This is a genomic window from Williamsia sp. Y844, from assembly GCF_056786475.1.
Window position 1 is genome coordinate 1,859,233 of record NZ_JBXCJB010000001.1, and the last position, 15,224, is coordinate 1,874,456.

Below are 15,224 nucleotides of genomic sequence, written 5' to 3' on the forward strand. Positions count from 1 at the left end.
GTCCAGACCCCAGAGGGATGTTTCAGTCGAGCCAGTCCAGGACCGCTGCCGCGGTCCATGATTGCTGCATGCTGCCCAGCGGCGCACCGGTGAACGGTTCGTAGTACTCGGCAAAGGACCCGTCTTGCGTCTGCCGCAGACCTTCTTCTCGAAGACGTGCCGACCGCTCGGGCCAGCCGCGCTGGGCAAAAGCCCACGAGAACAGCCACGTGATCACCGGCCAGACCGGCCCGCGCCAGTACTCCCGCGGTTTGAAGTCCGCGGAAATGGGTGACGTGGAAGGCGGCACCGCATATTTCAGATCGGGGTGTCCGCAGAAGCGTGGGCCCTCGAACAGGCGCAACAGAGCGCGTTCGCGATCGCGGGGCAGACCACCGCAGAGCAGCGGCGCAAACATCGCGATGGTCTCGGTGTTGATCCAGCGATCTGCGCGAAGATCGAAATCCCTTGCCGCCCCGTTACGTTCCGACGTCGAGGCCGCAACCCCGGCGCGAAAGCGTTCGGACCAGGCCCGCAGGTCGCGGACATCGGCGAGCGGTTTGGAATACTCCTCGCCGATCGTGGCCAGGACGTCACAGGCGACCGCGAAGATCGCGCTGACGAACACGTCTTCGATCGCGAAACTCATCACGTCGGGAAGAATCGCGTCGTCGTAATTGGCGCGCTTCATCTGCTCGACCAGCCACAGATATCGGTCGTATTCGATGTCGGTGGGACGCATCGACGCATCGGCGCCGTGCGACAGATCCGCTCGGGTGTACGGCGGGAGATCGAGACCCGGGATCACGTTGTTGTAGGCCGCATCCCAGCGCGGGGAATTGTCCATCCCCGACTCCCAGCCGTGGTAGAGCGTGATCCGGCCGCGCCCCTTCGGATCCCGCGCATGCGCCAGCCACCGGTGCCAGCGCACCAGATCACCCCAGCGCCGATCGAGGAACCCCTCGGCCATCGACCGGGTGGTACGACCTTGCCGCCGGGAATGATCGAGGATCCGCTGCACCGCGATCGCGTGCACGGGCGGCTGCGTGATGCCCGAGGTGTGTGGTGCCCGCGGCGCATTGAACGCGAGTTCGGCGCATTCCCAGCGGGCCGGGCCGGGGAAGTAGCCGTCGCGACCATTGGCGAACACGATGTGCGGGATCATCCCGTTGCCCCACTGCGCCGAGAGCAAGGTGTCCATCTCGACCACGGCCCGCTCAACACTCAGCGGTGCCAGACCCACCGTGACAAAGGCGGCATCCCAGCTCCACATATGCGGATAAAGACGCGGCGCCGCGCTGGTCATCGTCCCCAGATCGTTGCCGCGCAGAAGATACGCAGCGCGGGCGGACAGCTGTGTGTTCGTGAAGCCGGAGTATCCCACGCTCCACATTCTGACCCCCGACTTCCATTCGCGCCCGGCCTGGTCGCCCGACCCGCCCGGCGTCTGGTCCATCGGCACTAAGGTTGAGGTCATGCCAACCGCGTTGATCACCGGCGCCAGCCGCGGGCTGGGAGCGGCCATCGCCCGCCAACTCGCCCCCACCCACGACCTGCTGCTCGGCGGCAGGCCCTCCACCGACCTGGACAACATGGCGTTGTCTCTGGACGGTGCGAGCACATGGCCGGTCGAACTGACCGATCCCGACGAGATCGAGGCCGCCACCGAAGCGATCAGCTCACTCGACGTGCTGGTGCACAGCGCCGGGGTGATCAGCTGGGGCACCGTCGAGGACTCCCCCGCCGACGAGTGGCGCCGGGTCCTCGAGGTCAATCTCATCGCCGCCGCCGAACTCACCCGGCAGCTGCTGCCTGCCCTGCGCAACGCCGGTGGCCATGTGGTGTTCATCAATTCCGGTGCCGGCCAACGGGTCAACGCCGGTTGGGGGGTCTACGCGGCCAGTAAGTTCGGACTGCGGGCACTGGCCGACGCGGTCCGTCTCGAGGAACCCGCCCTGCGGGTCACGTCGATCTTCCCGGGCCGGATCGACACCGAGATGCAGGAAGAACTCAATGCCATGGAAAGCGGGGGCGACTACGACGGGACCCGCTACCTGCGGCCCGAGACCGTGGCCGCGGCCGTCGTCGCCGCCATCAACACCCCGGTCGACGCCCATCCGCAAGAGATCGTCCTCAAGCCCACCGGTCGTCACTGACAGGGCTGACAGGGCTGACAGGGCTCAGCCCTCGGCGGCCGGCCGCAGGAAGTCGCCTGCCACCGCCACCGCAGGCCCCGAACTGTCACCGCCCACCACCAGCGACGCGAAGGCGATGTCGCCGCTGATCCCCGCGAACCAGCCGTGCGCGTGGGTGTTGTCGCCGTACTCCGCGGTGCCGGTCTTACCGCCGAGACCGTCGATGTCGGCCAGCGACGCGGCGGTTCCCGACGTCACCGTCTGACGCATCATCGTCCGCAAGGCCGCCACCACATCGGGATCCAGCGGCGATGGCGTCTTGTCGGCGGTGGTGCTCTCCCCGATCACCAGGCCCGGCAGCACCATCGAGCCGTTGCCCAGGCTTGCCTCCGCCACCGCCAGACCGAACGGCGACACGGTGACACTTCCCTGGCCGATCCCGTTCTCCACCCGCAACGCGGGAGTATCCGCGGAGCCGACCTGACCGGTGACCGTGGTGATGCCGGGAACAACGAAGTCCACACCGATTCCGAACTGTTCGGCAGCGGCAGGCAACGCATCGGCTCCCAATCGGTCCGACAGTGTCGCCATCGTCGTGTTGCACGAGCGTGAGAATGCGGTGGTCAGCGGTACCGAGCCCAGATCGAAGTCGTCTTCGTTCGGGATGGTCCGGCCCTCGATGGTCGTGCGGCCCGGGCAGGGCAGCTGCGACTGCGGCGTCACCGTTCCCGACGACAACGCCGCCGCGGTTGTCACGGTCTTGAACGTCGATCCGGGCGGGTACAGCCCGGTAAGCGCTATCGGACCCTCCTTGTTCGCGGCCTCGTTCTGCGCGACCGCGAGTATCCCGCCGGTCGACGGCGAGATGGCAACCAGCACTGCCGGTTTGGTCTGCGCCGACACGGCCCGCTGCGCCAACATCTGTAAACGTAGGTCCAGCGTCAGTCCGATCGGCTCCACCTGTTGCGGGCGAACGGTCTTGAGCTGATCGACGTTGTTGCCGCCTTCATCGACGATCCGCACCGACCACCCGGCCCCGGCCGAGATCCGTTTATTCCATAGGTCTTCCATACCGGCCAGCACCGGCGACTTCAACCCACGCTCGGCGGTGAGCAGTTTCCCCTGCTCAGCGACCTCGACCCCGTCGACCGAAACAAGCTGTTCCCGAACTCTTTCCAGATCATCGGCGCGCAGTGTTGCGACGTTGACGGTGGGACCGCCCTGGTCTTCGGCCGCGGCCCGGATCGACGCGTCGGTGATCGAGGGGTCGATCCCGGCGAGTATCCGGGCCAGCGCAGCCGAGCCCTCACCGATTGCCGCCTGATCCAGCGTGATCACACCGACCGTCTGCCATGTCATCAGTTCGGCGCCGGATCGGTCGACAACCGGGGTGAGAAGTTCCTTGTCGTCGGAGTACTGAAAGTGCGTGGCCGGACGTAAGTTGCTGTGCAACAGGGTTGGTGACCACTCCAGTCGCCAGCCGTCGTCGGTGTCCACGGATCGGCCGGTCGTCTCGTACGTCAGGTCTTTGCCCGGCCCGAATGTCCACGCCATGGTCAATCGGCCATCACCACCGGCGGCTTCCACGTCGCCGACCGCAACATCGACCTCGGCCTCTTCCCCGAGTTGATCGAACATGTCCGCTATCGCCGCCCCGGCCACAGCTGGATCGGTGGTCTGATCAGCCGCCTTGGCCACGTCTTTGTCGTGCAGCGCCGACGCGAAAGCCTCGAAGTTGCTTTCCGGATCGTCCCCCGACGAGCTGCAGGCCGCCGCAACCAGCGCCACGACCACCAGCACCGCTGCGGTCACACGTCGAAGGCCGGGCCGGGTGCGCTCATCAATACTCATTGCTCGCGAACTCAACCACCCCGGCCCCACCGCCCACAAGGTCGCAACACTCCGCCGGGCGATAGCGTTCTGCTATCACCGCAGTTCGGCCCCACCCCCGGCGTCGCCAAGGACCACTGGCCGCGCCCGATCCGGGAGCTAGACAACGGTGGTGGCGCCGGCGGCGTATGGCAACCAAGGGGTCTCGCGGAGGGCGGGGCAATGTTCAGGGGTTGGGTTGTGCGCGATGTCGATCATCCGGTCGAGGGCATCGCGTGCGGCAGCCAGATCTGCCATCGCGGCGCTGATGCGGTCGCGTTCTGCGGCGAGGAGCTCGAAGCCCTCGGGGGAGGCCAGGCCGGTGTCGACACAGGGCAGCAGCTGCAGGATCGTTCGACTCGACAGACCGGCGGTAAAGAACTGCTGGATCAACTTCACCCGCTCGACGGCTGACTCCGGATATGTGCGCTGGCCACTGGAAGTACGTTCAGAAGCAAGAAGACCCTGCTCCTCGTAGTAACGGAGAGCTCTCGTGCTGACTCCTGCGCGGTGTGCGACATCGCCTATCCGCATCCTGTTCGCCTCTCTGAAAGGGTGATCCCCGTTCGCCGACTTGCCCTTGACGTCAACGTGAGGTTTTAGAGTAGCCGAAGTCGGGCCGGATACGACCCGACGACCACACAGAACTCTTTCAGAAAGCAAGGCCCCCATGGACATCACTGATCAGATCGCCCTCGTTACCGGAGCCAACCGTGGCATCGGCCGTCAATTCGTGCTCGAGCTGCTCGAGCGTGGGGCAAGCAAGGTGTACGCGACGGCCCGCCGCATCGAGACCCTCGATTTCGACGACAACCGGGTGGTGCCGTTGCGGCTCGACCTGACCGACCATCAGTCCGTCGTCACGGCGGCGACCGCCGCACCGGATGTAACCCTCCTGGTCAACAACGCCGGCATCTCGACCGGCGCGCCGCTGGTCACGGGCGACCTGTCCGAGATTCGCCGGGAGATGGACACACATTTTTGGGGAACACTGGGCGTGATCCGGGAATTCGCCCCGGTCCTCGCCGCACACGGTGGTGGTGCAATCGTGAACGTACTGTCTGCCCTGTCCTGGTTCGCCGCCCCCGGCTCCGGTTCGTATTCCGCTGCCAAAGCAGCTGAATGGAACATGACTAACGGCGTGCGCCTCGAGCTCGCCGCTCAGGGCACCCTCGTACAGGGTGTCCTCCTCGGTGCTGCCGACACGGACATCTCGGCCGGCTACGACGGGCCCAAGATCGATCCCCGCGACGTGCCCCGTCGCTCACTCGAAGGCCTGGTCGACGGCTCGATCGAGGTGATCGTCGACGACTGGACCGCGATGGTGAAGGCGTCACTGGCCACAGACCCTGCCGCATTCTACGAGCAGATGGCCGAACTCCTCGCCGTGAGCTGACCAGCGCAGCAGGCACTTTGCCTCGCAGCGACAGTCAGACAAGTGGGCTCCGGACCTCCGTCACCGCAATTCTGGCGGCGCGTCCGATCGCGGCCTCCACCGTCGGGAGTGACATCTCCGATCGGGCGGCATGGGTGAACACGGCGACCGCGATCGGATGCTCGCCGGGGTATTCGACCACCGCAACCTCATTGCGGATGGCGCCGAGTGTTCCGGTCTTGCCCGCAATGGTTGCCACCCCCAGCGGGAAACCCGACGAGATACGTTGCTGCCACGCCTGTTTACGCATGGTCTTGCGGATCAGGTCGCACATCACCGGTGAGGCCACCCTGTCGTCCCAGATCAGTTCGAGTAATCGGGTGGCCTCGCGAGGTGTGGTGGCGCTGGCCAATGCCGGGTCGTACGCGCTGATGGTGTCGTCGCGGTCGATGTTCGCCAACGCCGAAAACGCCTCGGAGACCGAGTCCGCCCCGGTCTCGGCCACCAGTTGTTGCTGCAGTTGCGCCATTCCACCGACCACTCGCGTCCCGTCCAGACCCGCCGTCTCGAGTAACTCCCGAACCGCGGGCAGACCGACCTCGGCGAGAATCACATCGGCAGCGGCGTTGTCGGAGATCACCATCATCTGTACCGCCAGATCACGCCAACTCAACGTGATCGGATCATGCAGTGCGGCAATGCCCGTCGGCCCGGCCGCACATGTACGCGGATCGACGGTGACCGTCCCGCCCAGATCCAGCTCCTCGCGATCCGACTTCCGGCACAGCGCCACCATGAGTGGGAGCTTGTAGACCGATGCCATCACCACCGGATCGTCTGCCTGCCAAGCGAACTCGCGCGCCGGTGCCCGGCCGATGGTGCGGGCGTGGACCCACCCCGCGCAACCGGCATCGGCGAAGGTCTCCCCGATCCGGGATCGGGCGCTCGCGGCATCCCGGGAGATCACCGGGAGATCACCGGGAGAGCTTCCACAACGCGGATTCGACCGCGTCGATCGCCTCGTGATCGGCTCCCGCACGCCGCACCACCAGCAGTCGTAGCGGCACGTCCTCGCGGATCATCGGAACCGGCGCGATGCCGGCGATGTGCCCGAGGTGATCAACACCCACCGCCAACGCAAATGCCTGACCGCCTGCCACCGCGGCGATCAGCTCACTCGAGGTCCGGACTGCCATGACCTCGACGTCCAGCCCGCGTACGTGGAGTGTGTCCAGGAGCAGGTCGACGGCAGACGGGTTCGCGGTCCGCGGCACATGCGCCAGCGCCAACCCGTCGAGCATCCGCACAGATGGCCGCGCCGCCGACGCCACCGGATGGCCCTGCGGAACCACGAACGTCCGCTCGATGCGAACGGCCTGTCCCGCTTCCAGATCGTCTCGGACACAGGGGTGCTCGACCACGGCGAAATCGATCAGTCCCTTCCGGACATCCGCTATCAACTCGACTACCGTGCCCGTGACCATCCGATGCCCACGATCAGTGCCCAGCGCGGCGAGTGCCGTCGAACACCGGGCAGCAATCGCCGGATCAAGATCCGACGGCAACCCCCATCGCAGGACATCCCGGTGTTCCCGCAATCGCCGGGCCTCCCCGGCGAACCGCTCCGCGTCGTCGACCAACACCCGGGCACGGGGCAGGAGTTCGCGCCCCGCACCGGTCAGTACCGCTCCCTGCGGTCCACGGCGGATCAGTTCGACACCGAGTTCCTTTTCCAGTCGTCGCAGCCCCTGGGATACCGGGGGTTGTGTCATCTCCAGACGCGCGGCGGCGTGACCAAAATGTCCCTCTTCGGCCACCGCGACAAAAAACCTCAGGTGTCGGACAAGATCCATGACCCCCACTGTGGCATCTTCACCGATCCTCGTCGTAGCCGAGTTGGACCCGACCCCACGATCTGATCGGTGGCCTGGCTTTTCAGAAGTCGAGAGTCGTCGCGAAGTGCACCAATGCCGCGCCGACCTCCCCGGCACGTTCCATCTGGATGAAATGACCGGCACCCTCGTATGTTTCGACCGTCCGCAGCCGAGGCATCATCTGACGCATCCGGGTGATGGCTCCCGTTCCCGCCATCGTCAGAACCGGGTCGTTGCCGCCGCAGAGAAACATCGCGGGTACATCGAGCATCCGGGGAGCGATGTCCTGCTGTTCCCAGTTGAGGTCGGCGGCGCGGTACCAGTTCAGTCCGCCGGTGAAACCTGCTTGGCGATAAGCACATTCATAGACGTCCATCTCGGCCGCCGTCAGCCACGACCACGGGAGGGGCGGAGCCTGCGGCAGGACGTCGAGGTATCCGAGCCTGGTGTCGTCGTGATGAGCCGGGTGCTGCCAGATGTCGAGGTAGCGGTACGACCCCGAGAGCGCGTGATGGATGCGGTGCAGAAACTCCCGGGGCGCGCCGTCGAGTTCGGCATCCGCGAGTCCGGGCTGCAGGAAGTATTCGAAGTGGAAGAAGTGTTTCTGCGCCATGGCGGTGAACGCATCGGACGGCCTGATCGGAATCCGGTCCGGCGTGTACGGCATCGCCATCAGAACCAGTCCCGCAACACGAGTCGGGTGCTCGAGCGCCAAAGTCCATGTCGTGGGTGCACCGAAGTCGTGGCCGACCACCAGCACGCGTTCGGCGTCCAGGGCGTCGAGCAAGTCGATCAGACGGGTACCGACGGACGTGTATGTGTACTCGCCGATGGCTGCCGGGGCGGTGGTGCCGCCGTATCCCGGCATATCCGGGGCGATCACCCGGAACCCGGCGGACACCAGCGGCTCGACCTGATGACGCCAGCTGTACGCAAGGCCAGGGAAGCCGTGGCAGAGCAGTATCGCCGGCCCGGAACCCTCGTCGATGAGGTTCCAGTCGAATCCGGCGACAGACATCTGCCGATAACGCATGAAACTACAGTTGCTGCAGGTCCTCGGGCCGCCAGACCGCGCGCATCGTCTTGATCTTGCCGTTGTCGTCGAACACCATGATGTCGACCGGGGTGATCTTGAACGACATCCCGGCGGTTTCGGTGATCAACGTGAACTCGAACACCGCGGTGTCACCGGCGATCTTGGTCCAATGGATTTCTGCGGTGGCCTTGTCCATCGCAGCGATCACGCCGTAGAACTCGATCAGCGACTCGCGGGTGTTCCGGATGTCGGCCCCGATGGGGTCTTCGACGGTCGCCCCGTCGGCGTAGAGGTCGGCGACCTGTTCGGGCGTTCCGTTCGCAACCAGGTCGACATACGACTCGACAACCTTCTGCAATTCCTCAACACTCGCCATTCTGGCGTCTCCCCTCGAGTATGTAGAACGTGTTCTAGTTCGAGGCAGGACAATACCCCGCCGGCACACTGTGCCGACGGGGATTTGAGGAGTTCGGAGTCCGGGCTACGCGGTCAGCGACTCTTCTTCGCTGCCCCGGCGGCGGTCTTCGCGCCTGCGTTGGACAACTCGCCTGACGCGTTCTCCAGATGCGCCCGGACGAACCACTGGAACTTCTCGAGTTCGGCGGTCTGGCCGATGAAGATGTCCTCGGTGACCGGATCGATCTCACCGGCGATGGAGATCGCCTCGCGCTGCGAGGTGATGAAACCGACGTACACCAGATCAAGCGCACCGAGGTGGGCTTGGACGGTGTCGCGGCCGACCGAGTAGTCCTTCCACGAGCGATCCTCCTCGATCGCCTTGGCGGTGCCGTTGGGCGATCCACCCAGCGTCGCAATTCTCTCGGCGAGAGTGTCTGCGTATCCGCGAGCCAACTCGACCTGCGGATCGATCATCTCGTGGACACCGATGAAGTTTGGACCGACAACATTCCAATGAATGTGCTTGAGGGTCAGATGCAAATCGTTGAACGCACTGAGTCGTTCCTGCATTACTGCGATCAGTTTCTTTGTAGCGTCATCAGAGAGGCCAGGTGCGGTGAATGTCATGCGAGCAGGGTTCCCATCGACCACCGGCGCCAAACGTCCCCAATCGTCGCCGTGTGACGTTCAGACACACGTTGGACAAACGGGCCCCGATGTCCTTGACACCCCATACCCGGTGGGATTGGGTCAGTTGAACACTAGTGCCGAAGTCTCAACGGATTGTCGAAGGATTGCGAAATGACGCAGAACCCACCCCCACCCGGGAACGAACCAGACGTTCCCCTCGGAAAGGATCCGGGGCAGGCCGAACCTCCGCAGGGTGGCCAATACCCGCCACCGGGCGGATACCAGCCCCCACAAGGTGGGCAGTACCCACCACCCGGTAGTTACCAACCCCCACAGGGCGGCCAGTATCCGCCGCAAGGTGGCTACCAGCCCCCACAGGGCGGTCAATACCCTCCCCAGGGTGGCTACCAGCCCCCACAAGGTGGGCAGTACCCACAGCAGGGTGGCTATCAGCCCCCGCAAGGTGGCTTCCCGCCACCACCTCCGCCCGGGCAGTACGCCCCGCAGGGTGGCGGCTACCCCGTCGGCGGCTTCGGACCTCCGCAACTGTCGGTCGGCGCAGCGATCAGCTACGGCTGGGAAAAGTACAAGGCGAATGTCGGTCCCTGGATCGCGATCTGCCTGCTGGCGTTCGTCGTGAGCCTGTTCGTGTCGTTCGCATTCTCGGGTTTCAGCTTCAACGACGAATCAGTGGTGATGAGCCTGCTCGGCAGCTTGGCGTCGTTCATCGTCAGCACACTTTTCAAGGCCGCCCTCACCAATGGCGCCCTGGCTGAACTCGACGGTCGGCGTCCGAACGTCGCCGCGTTCTTCAACTTCAGGAACCTCGGCGCGGTGTTCCTCGTCGCCATCGTCGTTGGTATTGCCACCTCGATCGGCTTCATCCTGCTGGTCATCCCGGGCCTGATCATCATGTTCCTGACCTGGTTTGCGCTCACATTCGCAATCGATCGCGATCAGGACGCGGTGACCGCGATCAAGGCGAGCTTCGAGCTGACATCCAAGAACGTCGGCCCACTGTTCCTGCTGGCGCTCGCCAACACCGGACTGATCGTCCTGGGAGTCATCACCTGTGGCCTCGGATTGCTGGTGGCCGCACCGATTGTTGTCATCTCCAGCACCTACGCCTACCGCGTCCTCACCGGCGGTACGGTCTCACCGACCGCCTAGGTCAGTAGCGACCTGCGGGTCCGGCTTCACCAGAGCCCGATACCAGCGCCGATCATGGCGCCGGTATCGGGTTTTTGTCGTCCCTGGCAGGGGCGCGGCTAGCCTGAACCGGTGAGCGGACACCATCAGTCGGGCGACCTGCGGCTCAGCGTGGTTCTCGCTTCCTGCCAACAACTTCCGAACAGCGACGGTGACGACGACGGGCTCGCCGAAGCGTTCGGGCGGGCCGGTGTCCATGCGAGGTGGCTGCCGTGGGACGACGCGGGAATCCACGACGACGACGCCGTGATCCTGCGGGCCACGTGGGACTACCCCGAGAGGTTGGACGAATTCCTCGACTGGACCAAAAGCGTTCGCAGACTGATGAATCCGGCAGATGTGGTCAGATGGAACTGCGACAAGGCCTACCTGCTCGACCTCGAGCGCGCCGGGATCCCGATCGTTCCCACCGAGGTGTTCGCACCGGGCGCCCCGGTGACAATCCCCGACGGCGAGGTGGTCGTCAAACCGGCGGTGGCCGGTGGTAGTCGCGGCGCCGCCAGGTTCACCGAATCTGCCGGCGCGCTGGCTCATTCCGCGGCACTGCACCGCGACGGCCATCGGGTGCTGGTGCAACCTTTCGATCCACTGATCACCGCGGGAGAGACCGCACTCGTGTACCTGGCTGCGCAGCGTTCGCATGCGTTCACCAAGGGCCCGATGCTCCCGGAGCCCGGCGAAACCGGGGAGCTCGACGAATCCGGGCTCTACCTCGTCGAGAAGCTCACCCCGGCCACGCCACCAGAAACGTTCTGGGCCTTGGGTGATGCCGTCATGGAAGCCGCGGCGCAGACCGTCGGAATCGCGCCGTCGGAGCTGCTCTACGCGCGGGTCGATCTGGTGGGTACCGCCGAGTCGGGTCCGAAACTGCTGGAGTTCGAGGCCATCGAACCGTCACTCGGGTGGCGGCAGATCGATGGCGTCGACCGCGCCGCGGCCATGGACCGCTTTGCCGTCGCCACCGCCGCTGCCCTCGCCCGGGGATGACACCGTCGCGGGCACCGGCACTTCGGTGAGCCGCACGCCCGCTTCCCGGCGCGCCCGGCCGCGATAGACCAGGACACCGGTGATGGCGCAGATCCAGACGACGAACTGCACGGTCCACGCGACCCGGAACGAGTCGAAGGAGTAGCCGCCCATCGCGCCGATGATGCTGCCCATCATCTGCATCACCACCATGGACACCAGGAACCCACCCATGTTGACCAGGCCCTGCGCGGTCCCCAGGACCGCACCCGGGTTCGAGGTCCGGGCAAAGTCGAATCCGATCACCGATCCGGGGCCCCCGACCGAGATGACCACCACCAGCAGCATCAACAACCACATCGGCGCCGCAGTGGGAAGCAGCAACACAATCGCCCAGATCACCGCGTTGCTGCCCATGATCACGAGCACCAGATCCGACCGTCGCTTCGGGTGGCGTCCGGTGAACATACCGATCAGGATCCCGGCGATGACGATCACACCGACCGACACCGTCAGGATTCCACCTGCCGTCTCCTTGGAAAGTCCCTGTGCGGCAGTCAGATACGGGATGCCCCACATCAGCGAGAACACTGTGATCGAGAACTGGGTGCCCATGTGGGTGAAGAAACCCAATTTGGTCCCGGACCGCGACCACACCGTCTTGACGCCCGCCAACGTCACCCGCAGCGAGGTCCGTGGCACGGCCGTTTCGGTTCCGGGCGGAGCGTTGCGCACCACCGCCACTGTCAAAACCACCGACAGCAATCCGAGGGCGGCGGCCGACATGTACGCCGGGGTCCAACCGTGGACATCGAGCACCTTGAGGAACGGCACCGCCGACAGCACCTGACCGAACTGTCCACAGATCCCGGTCAACTGCGTGACCAGGGGCACCCGTCGCGGCGCAAACCATCGGGGAACCAACCGCAGTACCGAGATGAAAGTGAATGCGTCGCCGATCCCGACCAGGATCCGTGCCGCGATCGCGACCGCCAGGTCGTCGGTCAGCGCCATCGTCATCTGTCCGGTGACCAGGATCAACCCGCCGATCACGAGCATCGACCGCGACCCGAACCGGTCGAGTAGCAGTCCCGCAGGAACCTGCGAGAGCGCGTAAACGGTGAGTTGCAGGACCACGAACGTCGAGAGCACACCGGGCGAAGCGGAGAATCGGTCAGCGGCATCGAGCCCGGATACACCGAGTGTGGTTCGGGCGAGAATCGCCACCACGTAAGCGAATACACCTGTCGCCCAGATCACCCACGAGCGCACAGACATCCCTTTCACGCGTTCGGCCCCAGCTTTCAAGCATGGTCCCCATCGATTCGACCCCGACATCCGGCCCAAGGGGCAGTGCGCACGATGGGTCATGAGCGATGATGGAGCCGTGCCGAATCCCGATGAGCCACCGGCGGATCAACAGCTTCCTATCGGTGCGGTCGACGCCCGGTTCACCCTCGCCGCCGAGCGGACGGTGCTGTCATGGTTCCGGACCGCGCTCGGGCTCGTCGCGGCCGGGTTGGCTGTGATGCACGTGCTGCCCGACTACTCCACCCAGATGTCTCGTGACATCCTCGGCATCGGCATGGTGGCGTTCGGCGCGTTCACCGCGATCGCAGGCGGCATGCGCTGGAAACAGACCAGTGCCGCGCTGCGGGACGGTGGCGAACTGCCCGGCCCTTTTCCCATCTGGATGCTGATCGCGCTGCTCATCGGATTCTCGGTGTTCGCGGTTGTCCTCGGATTGCAAACACGCTGAGCCGTCCCCGTGGCGCCTGGAACACCAGGACGTCACCCGTCGTTGTAGTGACAGAACTCCACGACTCCCGCCGAATGCCCGACACCGGTAGTCGGCGGTGACCAATATCAAAGGAGAGTCCCCGTGTCGCATGAGTACCGCAAAGATCCAGAGACCGTCGCCAACCTGAAGCCGGCGCAGTTTGCCGTCACGCAGGAATCCGCGACCGAACCGGCCTTCCGGAACGAATTCTGGGACAACCACGAAGCCGGTCTCTACGTCGACATCGTGTCCGGCGAACCGCTGTTCACCTCGACCCAGAAGTTCGACAGCGGCTGTGGCTGGCCCAGTTTCACCACTCCGATCGAACCGGCGAACGTTGTCGAAACGAGTGACACCACACATGGGATGGTCCGCACCGAGGTGCGTTCGGCCCACGCCGACAGCCACCTCGGCCACGTCTTCAACGACGGCCCCATCGCCGAGGGCGGCCTGCGTTACTGCATCAACTCGGCAGCACTTCGCTTCATCCAGGTCGCGGACCTGGAGAAGGAAGGTTACGGCGAGTATCTCAAACTGTTCACCACCGAGGAGGCGAAGTAGATGAGCGAGAAGGCGATATTGGCAGGCGGGTGCTTCTGGGGCGTGCAGGACCTGGTCCGCAAACTCCCCGGCGTTCTCTCGACCCGGGTCGGATACACCGGCGGCGATGTCCCCAATGCCACGTACCGAAACCACGGCACGCATGCCGAGGCGCTAGAGATCGAGTTCGATCCGAACCAGATCACCTACCGCGACCTGCTGGAGTTCTTCTTCCAGATCCATGACCCGTCGACCAAGAACCGGCAGGGCAACGACGTCGGTGCCAGCTACCGTTCGGCGATCTTCTACACCGACGACGAGCAGAAGCAGGTGGCACTGGACACGATCGCCGATGTCGACGCGTCGGGACTGTGGCCGGGCAAGGTTGTCACCGAGGTGACCCCTGCCGGCGACTTCTGGGAGGCCGAGCCCGAGCATCAGGACTACCTCGAGCGCATCCCGAACGGGTACACGTGCCACTACGTCCGGCCGGGCTGGAAATTGCCACACCGGGCGCAGACCACCAGCTAGACCCGCATTTCTCAGAACCCCCCGCTCGACTCCGGTCGCGGGGGGTTTTGACTTTCCTGCCAGGAAAGTAGATACTACTTTCCCAATAGGAAAGTGAGTTCCTCATCATGGCTGATATTGATCCGGAAGAAGCCCGCAGCGCCCTCGAGTCCGCCGAACGCGCCCGTCGCCAGGTGAGCGACGAAGTGGGTTTGCCCAACCGGTACTGGTGGGGCATGGCTGCAGGCTGGCTGGTGTTGGGAGTTCTTTCCACATTCACTCCGTGGTGGATAGCGCTGGCGGCAACAATCCTGTTCGGAGTGGGGCATTCCGTTCTCGCATCGCAACTGTTGAGCGGCCGTCGACGCACCTCCCGCCTCCAGGTCAGCCGAGAGGTGACCGGTGCGAAGAACGCGATCATGGTCGTCGGGATCCTGCTGATCCTGGTGGCGCTGACCATCTCGTTCGCACTGATTCTCGACGCCCAGGACGTCGGGATGCCCGCACTGTGGTCAGCATTGATCGTCGCCGTGATCACCGGGGTCGGCGGACCGGAGATCCTGAAGACGGTGCGCAGATGGGCGCGCGCGTGAGCGCAACCGATGGTTTCGACGAACTCATCCACCCGAGTACACGGCTGTCGTTGGTTGCGACCTTGGCGGCCGCCGACTGGGCCGAGTTCGCATTCCTGAAAGAACGACTCAACCTTTCCGATTCAGCGCTGTCCAAGCAATTGTCGACGCTCGAAGGTGCCGGCTACCTGATCACCGAACGGGCATCCACCGGTCGCAGACGAACGGTGCGGGTCAGACTCACCGACGTCGGACGGCATGCCTTCAACGGCCATACTGCTGCGTTGCGGGCCATCGTCGGCATGAACGACCCGCGAACGTAAACCACGTATCCAACCGTGGCGGTCGCA

18 protein-coding genes are annotated in these 15,224 nt (G+C 64.8%); 9 read left to right on the forward strand and 9 right to left on the reverse strand.

Annotated elements, in window-relative coordinates; translation table 11 throughout:
• Positions 1 to 22: 22 nt before the first annotated feature.
• Entirely contained in the window at positions 23 to 1,363 is a 1,341-nt protein-coding gene (gene ggh, locus AC1TQG_RS08330; RefSeq protein WP_482137290.1) for a glucosylglycerate hydrolase, read from the reverse strand.
• Positions 1,364 to 1,454: 91 nt separating this feature from the next.
• On the opposite strand from ggh, the gene AC1TQG_RS08335 reads away from it, so the two are divergent.
• The gene (locus AC1TQG_RS08335) at positions 1,455 to 2,135 is read left to right on the forward strand and encodes an SDR family oxidoreductase (protein WP_482136457.1); all 681 of its coding nucleotides are present in this window, start codon (positions 1,455 to 1,457) and stop codon (positions 2,133 to 2,135) included.
• Between the two features lie 24 nt (positions 2,136 to 2,159).
• Here AC1TQG_RS08335 and AC1TQG_RS08340 read toward each other — a convergent pair whose 3' ends face one another.
• Both AC1TQG_RS08340 and AC1TQG_RS08345 read right to left on the reverse strand, forming a co-directional pair.
• The gene (locus AC1TQG_RS08340; protein ID WP_482136458.1) at positions 2,160 to 3,965 is read right to left on the reverse strand and encodes a penicillin-binding transpeptidase domain-containing protein; all 1,806 of its coding nucleotides are present in this window, start codon (positions 3,963 to 3,965) and stop codon (positions 2,160 to 2,162) included.
• Between the two features lie 138 nt (positions 3,966 to 4,103).
• Positions 4,104 to 4,517, reverse strand: a complete 414-nt coding sequence (locus AC1TQG_RS08345; protein ID WP_482136459.1) for a MerR family transcriptional regulator — start codon at positions 4,515 to 4,517, stop codon at positions 4,104 to 4,106.
• 136 nt (positions 4,518 to 4,653) lie between these two features.
• On the opposite strand from AC1TQG_RS08345, the gene AC1TQG_RS08350 reads away from it, so the two are divergent.
• Positions 4,654 to 5,379, forward strand: a complete 726-nt coding sequence (locus AC1TQG_RS08350) for an SDR family oxidoreductase (RefSeq protein ID WP_482136460.1) — start codon at positions 4,654 to 4,656, stop codon at positions 5,377 to 5,379.
• A 34-nt stretch (positions 5,380 to 5,413) separates the two neighbouring features.
• Here AC1TQG_RS08350 and AC1TQG_RS08355 read toward each other — a convergent pair whose 3' ends face one another.
• The 5 genes from AC1TQG_RS08355 to dps all read right to left on the reverse strand — a co-directional run bounded on the left by AC1TQG_RS08355 (position 5,414) and on the right by dps (position 9,318).
• The gene (locus AC1TQG_RS08355; RefSeq protein ID WP_482136461.1) at positions 5,414 to 6,325 is read right to left on the reverse strand and encodes a serine hydrolase; all 912 of its coding nucleotides are present in this window, start codon (positions 6,323 to 6,325) and stop codon (positions 5,414 to 5,416) included.
• A gap of 7 nt (positions 6,326 to 6,332) precedes the next feature.
• Positions 6,333 to 7,211, reverse strand: a complete 879-nt coding sequence (locus tag AC1TQG_RS08360; RefSeq protein WP_482136462.1) for a LysR family transcriptional regulator — start codon at positions 7,209 to 7,211, stop codon at positions 6,333 to 6,335.
• Between the two features lie 82 nt (positions 7,212 to 7,293).
• Positions 7,294 to 8,265 (reverse strand): alpha/beta fold hydrolase, encoded by a 972-nt coding sequence (locus AC1TQG_RS08365; RefSeq protein WP_482136463.1) that lies wholly within the window; start codon positions 8,263 to 8,265, stop codon positions 7,294 to 7,296.
• A 4-nt stretch (positions 8,266 to 8,269) separates the two neighbouring features.
• Positions 8,270 to 8,644: a nuclear transport factor 2 family protein gene (locus AC1TQG_RS08370; RefSeq protein ID WP_482136464.1), complete on the reverse strand. Its 375-nt coding sequence runs from the start codon at positions 8,642 to 8,644 to the stop codon at positions 8,270 to 8,272.
• Between the two features lie 113 nt (positions 8,645 to 8,757).
• The gene (gene dps, locus AC1TQG_RS08375) at positions 8,758 to 9,318 is read right to left on the reverse strand and encodes a DNA starvation/stationary phase protection protein Dps (RefSeq protein WP_482136465.1); all 561 of its coding nucleotides are present in this window, start codon (positions 9,316 to 9,318) and stop codon (positions 8,758 to 8,760) included.
• Positions 9,319 to 9,468: 150 nt separating this feature from the next.
• On the opposite strand from dps, the gene AC1TQG_RS08380 reads away from it, so the two are divergent.
• Both AC1TQG_RS08380 and AC1TQG_RS08385 read left to right on the forward strand, forming a co-directional pair.
• Complete coding sequence (locus AC1TQG_RS08380) at positions 9,469 to 10,467, forward strand: DUF2189 domain-containing protein (RefSeq protein ID WP_482136466.1); 999 nt, start codon at positions 9,469 to 9,471, stop codon at positions 10,465 to 10,467.
• A 111-nt stretch (positions 10,468 to 10,578) separates the two neighbouring features.
• Positions 10,579 to 11,493 (forward strand): ATP-grasp domain-containing protein, encoded by a 915-nt coding sequence (locus tag AC1TQG_RS08385; RefSeq protein ID WP_482136467.1) that lies wholly within the window; start codon positions 10,579 to 10,581, stop codon positions 11,491 to 11,493.
• Here AC1TQG_RS08385 and AC1TQG_RS08390 read toward each other — a convergent pair.
• Positions 11,401 to 12,744, reverse strand: coding sequence for an MFS transporter (locus AC1TQG_RS08390; RefSeq protein WP_482136468.1), 1,344 nt, complete (start codon positions 12,742 to 12,744; stop codon positions 11,401 to 11,403). The genes AC1TQG_RS08385 and AC1TQG_RS08390 overlap by 93 nt on opposite strands.
• 97 nt (positions 12,745 to 12,841) lie before the next feature.
• Here AC1TQG_RS08390 and AC1TQG_RS08395 point away from each other — a divergent pair, with 97 nt between their 5' ends.
• The 5 genes from AC1TQG_RS08395 (at position 12,842) to AC1TQG_RS08415 (ending at position 15,197) form a co-directional block, all read left to right on the forward strand.
• The gene (locus AC1TQG_RS08395) at positions 12,842 to 13,231 is read left to right on the forward strand and encodes a YidH family protein (protein WP_482136469.1); all 390 of its coding nucleotides are present in this window, start codon (positions 12,842 to 12,844) and stop codon (positions 13,229 to 13,231) included.
• Positions 13,232 to 13,354: 123 nt separating this feature from the next.
• Positions 13,355 to 13,813 (forward strand): peptide-methionine (R)-S-oxide reductase MsrB, encoded by a 459-nt coding sequence (gene msrB, locus AC1TQG_RS08400; RefSeq protein WP_482136470.1) that lies wholly within the window; start codon positions 13,355 to 13,357, stop codon positions 13,811 to 13,813.
• Positions 13,814 to 14,323 carry a peptide-methionine (S)-S-oxide reductase MsrA gene (gene msrA, locus AC1TQG_RS08405; RefSeq protein WP_482136471.1) on the forward strand — a complete coding sequence of 170 codons (510 nt, stop codon included), beginning with the start codon at positions 13,814 to 13,816 and terminating at the stop codon, positions 14,321 to 14,323.
• Positions 14,324 to 14,430: 107 nt separating this feature from the next.
• Positions 14,431 to 14,895, forward strand: a complete 465-nt coding sequence (locus AC1TQG_RS08410) for a hypothetical protein (protein WP_482136472.1) — start codon at positions 14,431 to 14,433, stop codon at positions 14,893 to 14,895.
• Positions 14,892 to 15,197: a transcriptional regulator gene (locus AC1TQG_RS08415; protein ID WP_482136473.1), complete on the forward strand. Its 306-nt coding sequence runs from the start codon at positions 14,892 to 14,894 to the stop codon at positions 15,195 to 15,197. Before AC1TQG_RS08410 ends, AC1TQG_RS08415 begins: the two co-directional genes overlap by 4 nt.
• The last annotated feature ends 27 nt before the right edge of the window (positions 15,198 to 15,224 follow it).

Coding starts and splice junctions, on each gene's coding strand:
- AC1TQG_RS08350 (WP_482136460.1), top strand. CDS start 4,654: ATGGACATCACTGATCAGATCGCCCTCGTTACCGGAGCCAACCGTGGC.
- AC1TQG_RS08380 (WP_482136466.1), top strand. CDS start 9,469: ATGACGCAGAACCCACCCCCACCCGGGAACGAACCAGACGTTCCCCTC.
- AC1TQG_RS08360 (WP_482136462.1), bottom strand. CDS start 7,211: ATGGATCTTGTCCGACACCTGAGGTTTTTTGTCGCGGTGGCCGAAGAG.
- AC1TQG_RS08335 (WP_482136457.1), top strand. CDS start 1,455: ATGCCAACCGCGTTGATCACCGGCGCCAGCCGCGGGCTGGGAGCGGCC.
- AC1TQG_RS08410 (WP_482136472.1), top strand. CDS start 14,431: ATGGCTGATATTGATCCGGAAGAAGCCCGCAGCGCCCTCGAGTCCGCC.
- AC1TQG_RS08395 (WP_482136469.1), top strand. CDS start 12,842: ATGAGCGATGATGGAGCCGTGCCGAATCCCGATGAGCCACCGGCGGAT.
- msrA (WP_482136471.1), top strand. CDS start 13,814: ATGAGCGAGAAGGCGATATTGGCAGGCGGGTGCTTCTGGGGCGTGCAG.
- AC1TQG_RS08365 (WP_482136463.1), bottom strand. CDS start 8,265: ATGCGTTATCGGCAGATGTCTGTCGCCGGATTCGACTGGAACCTCATC.
- AC1TQG_RS08370 (WP_482136464.1), bottom strand. CDS start 8,644: ATGGCGAGTGTTGAGGAATTGCAGAAGGTTGTCGAGTCGTATGTCGAC.
- AC1TQG_RS08345 (WP_482136459.1), bottom strand. CDS start 4,517: ATGCGGATAGGCGATGTCGCACACCGCGCAGGAGTCAGCACGAGAGCT.
- AC1TQG_RS08340 (WP_482136458.1), bottom strand. CDS start 3,965: ATGAGTATTGATGAGCGCACCCGGCCCGGCCTTCGACGTGTGACCGCA.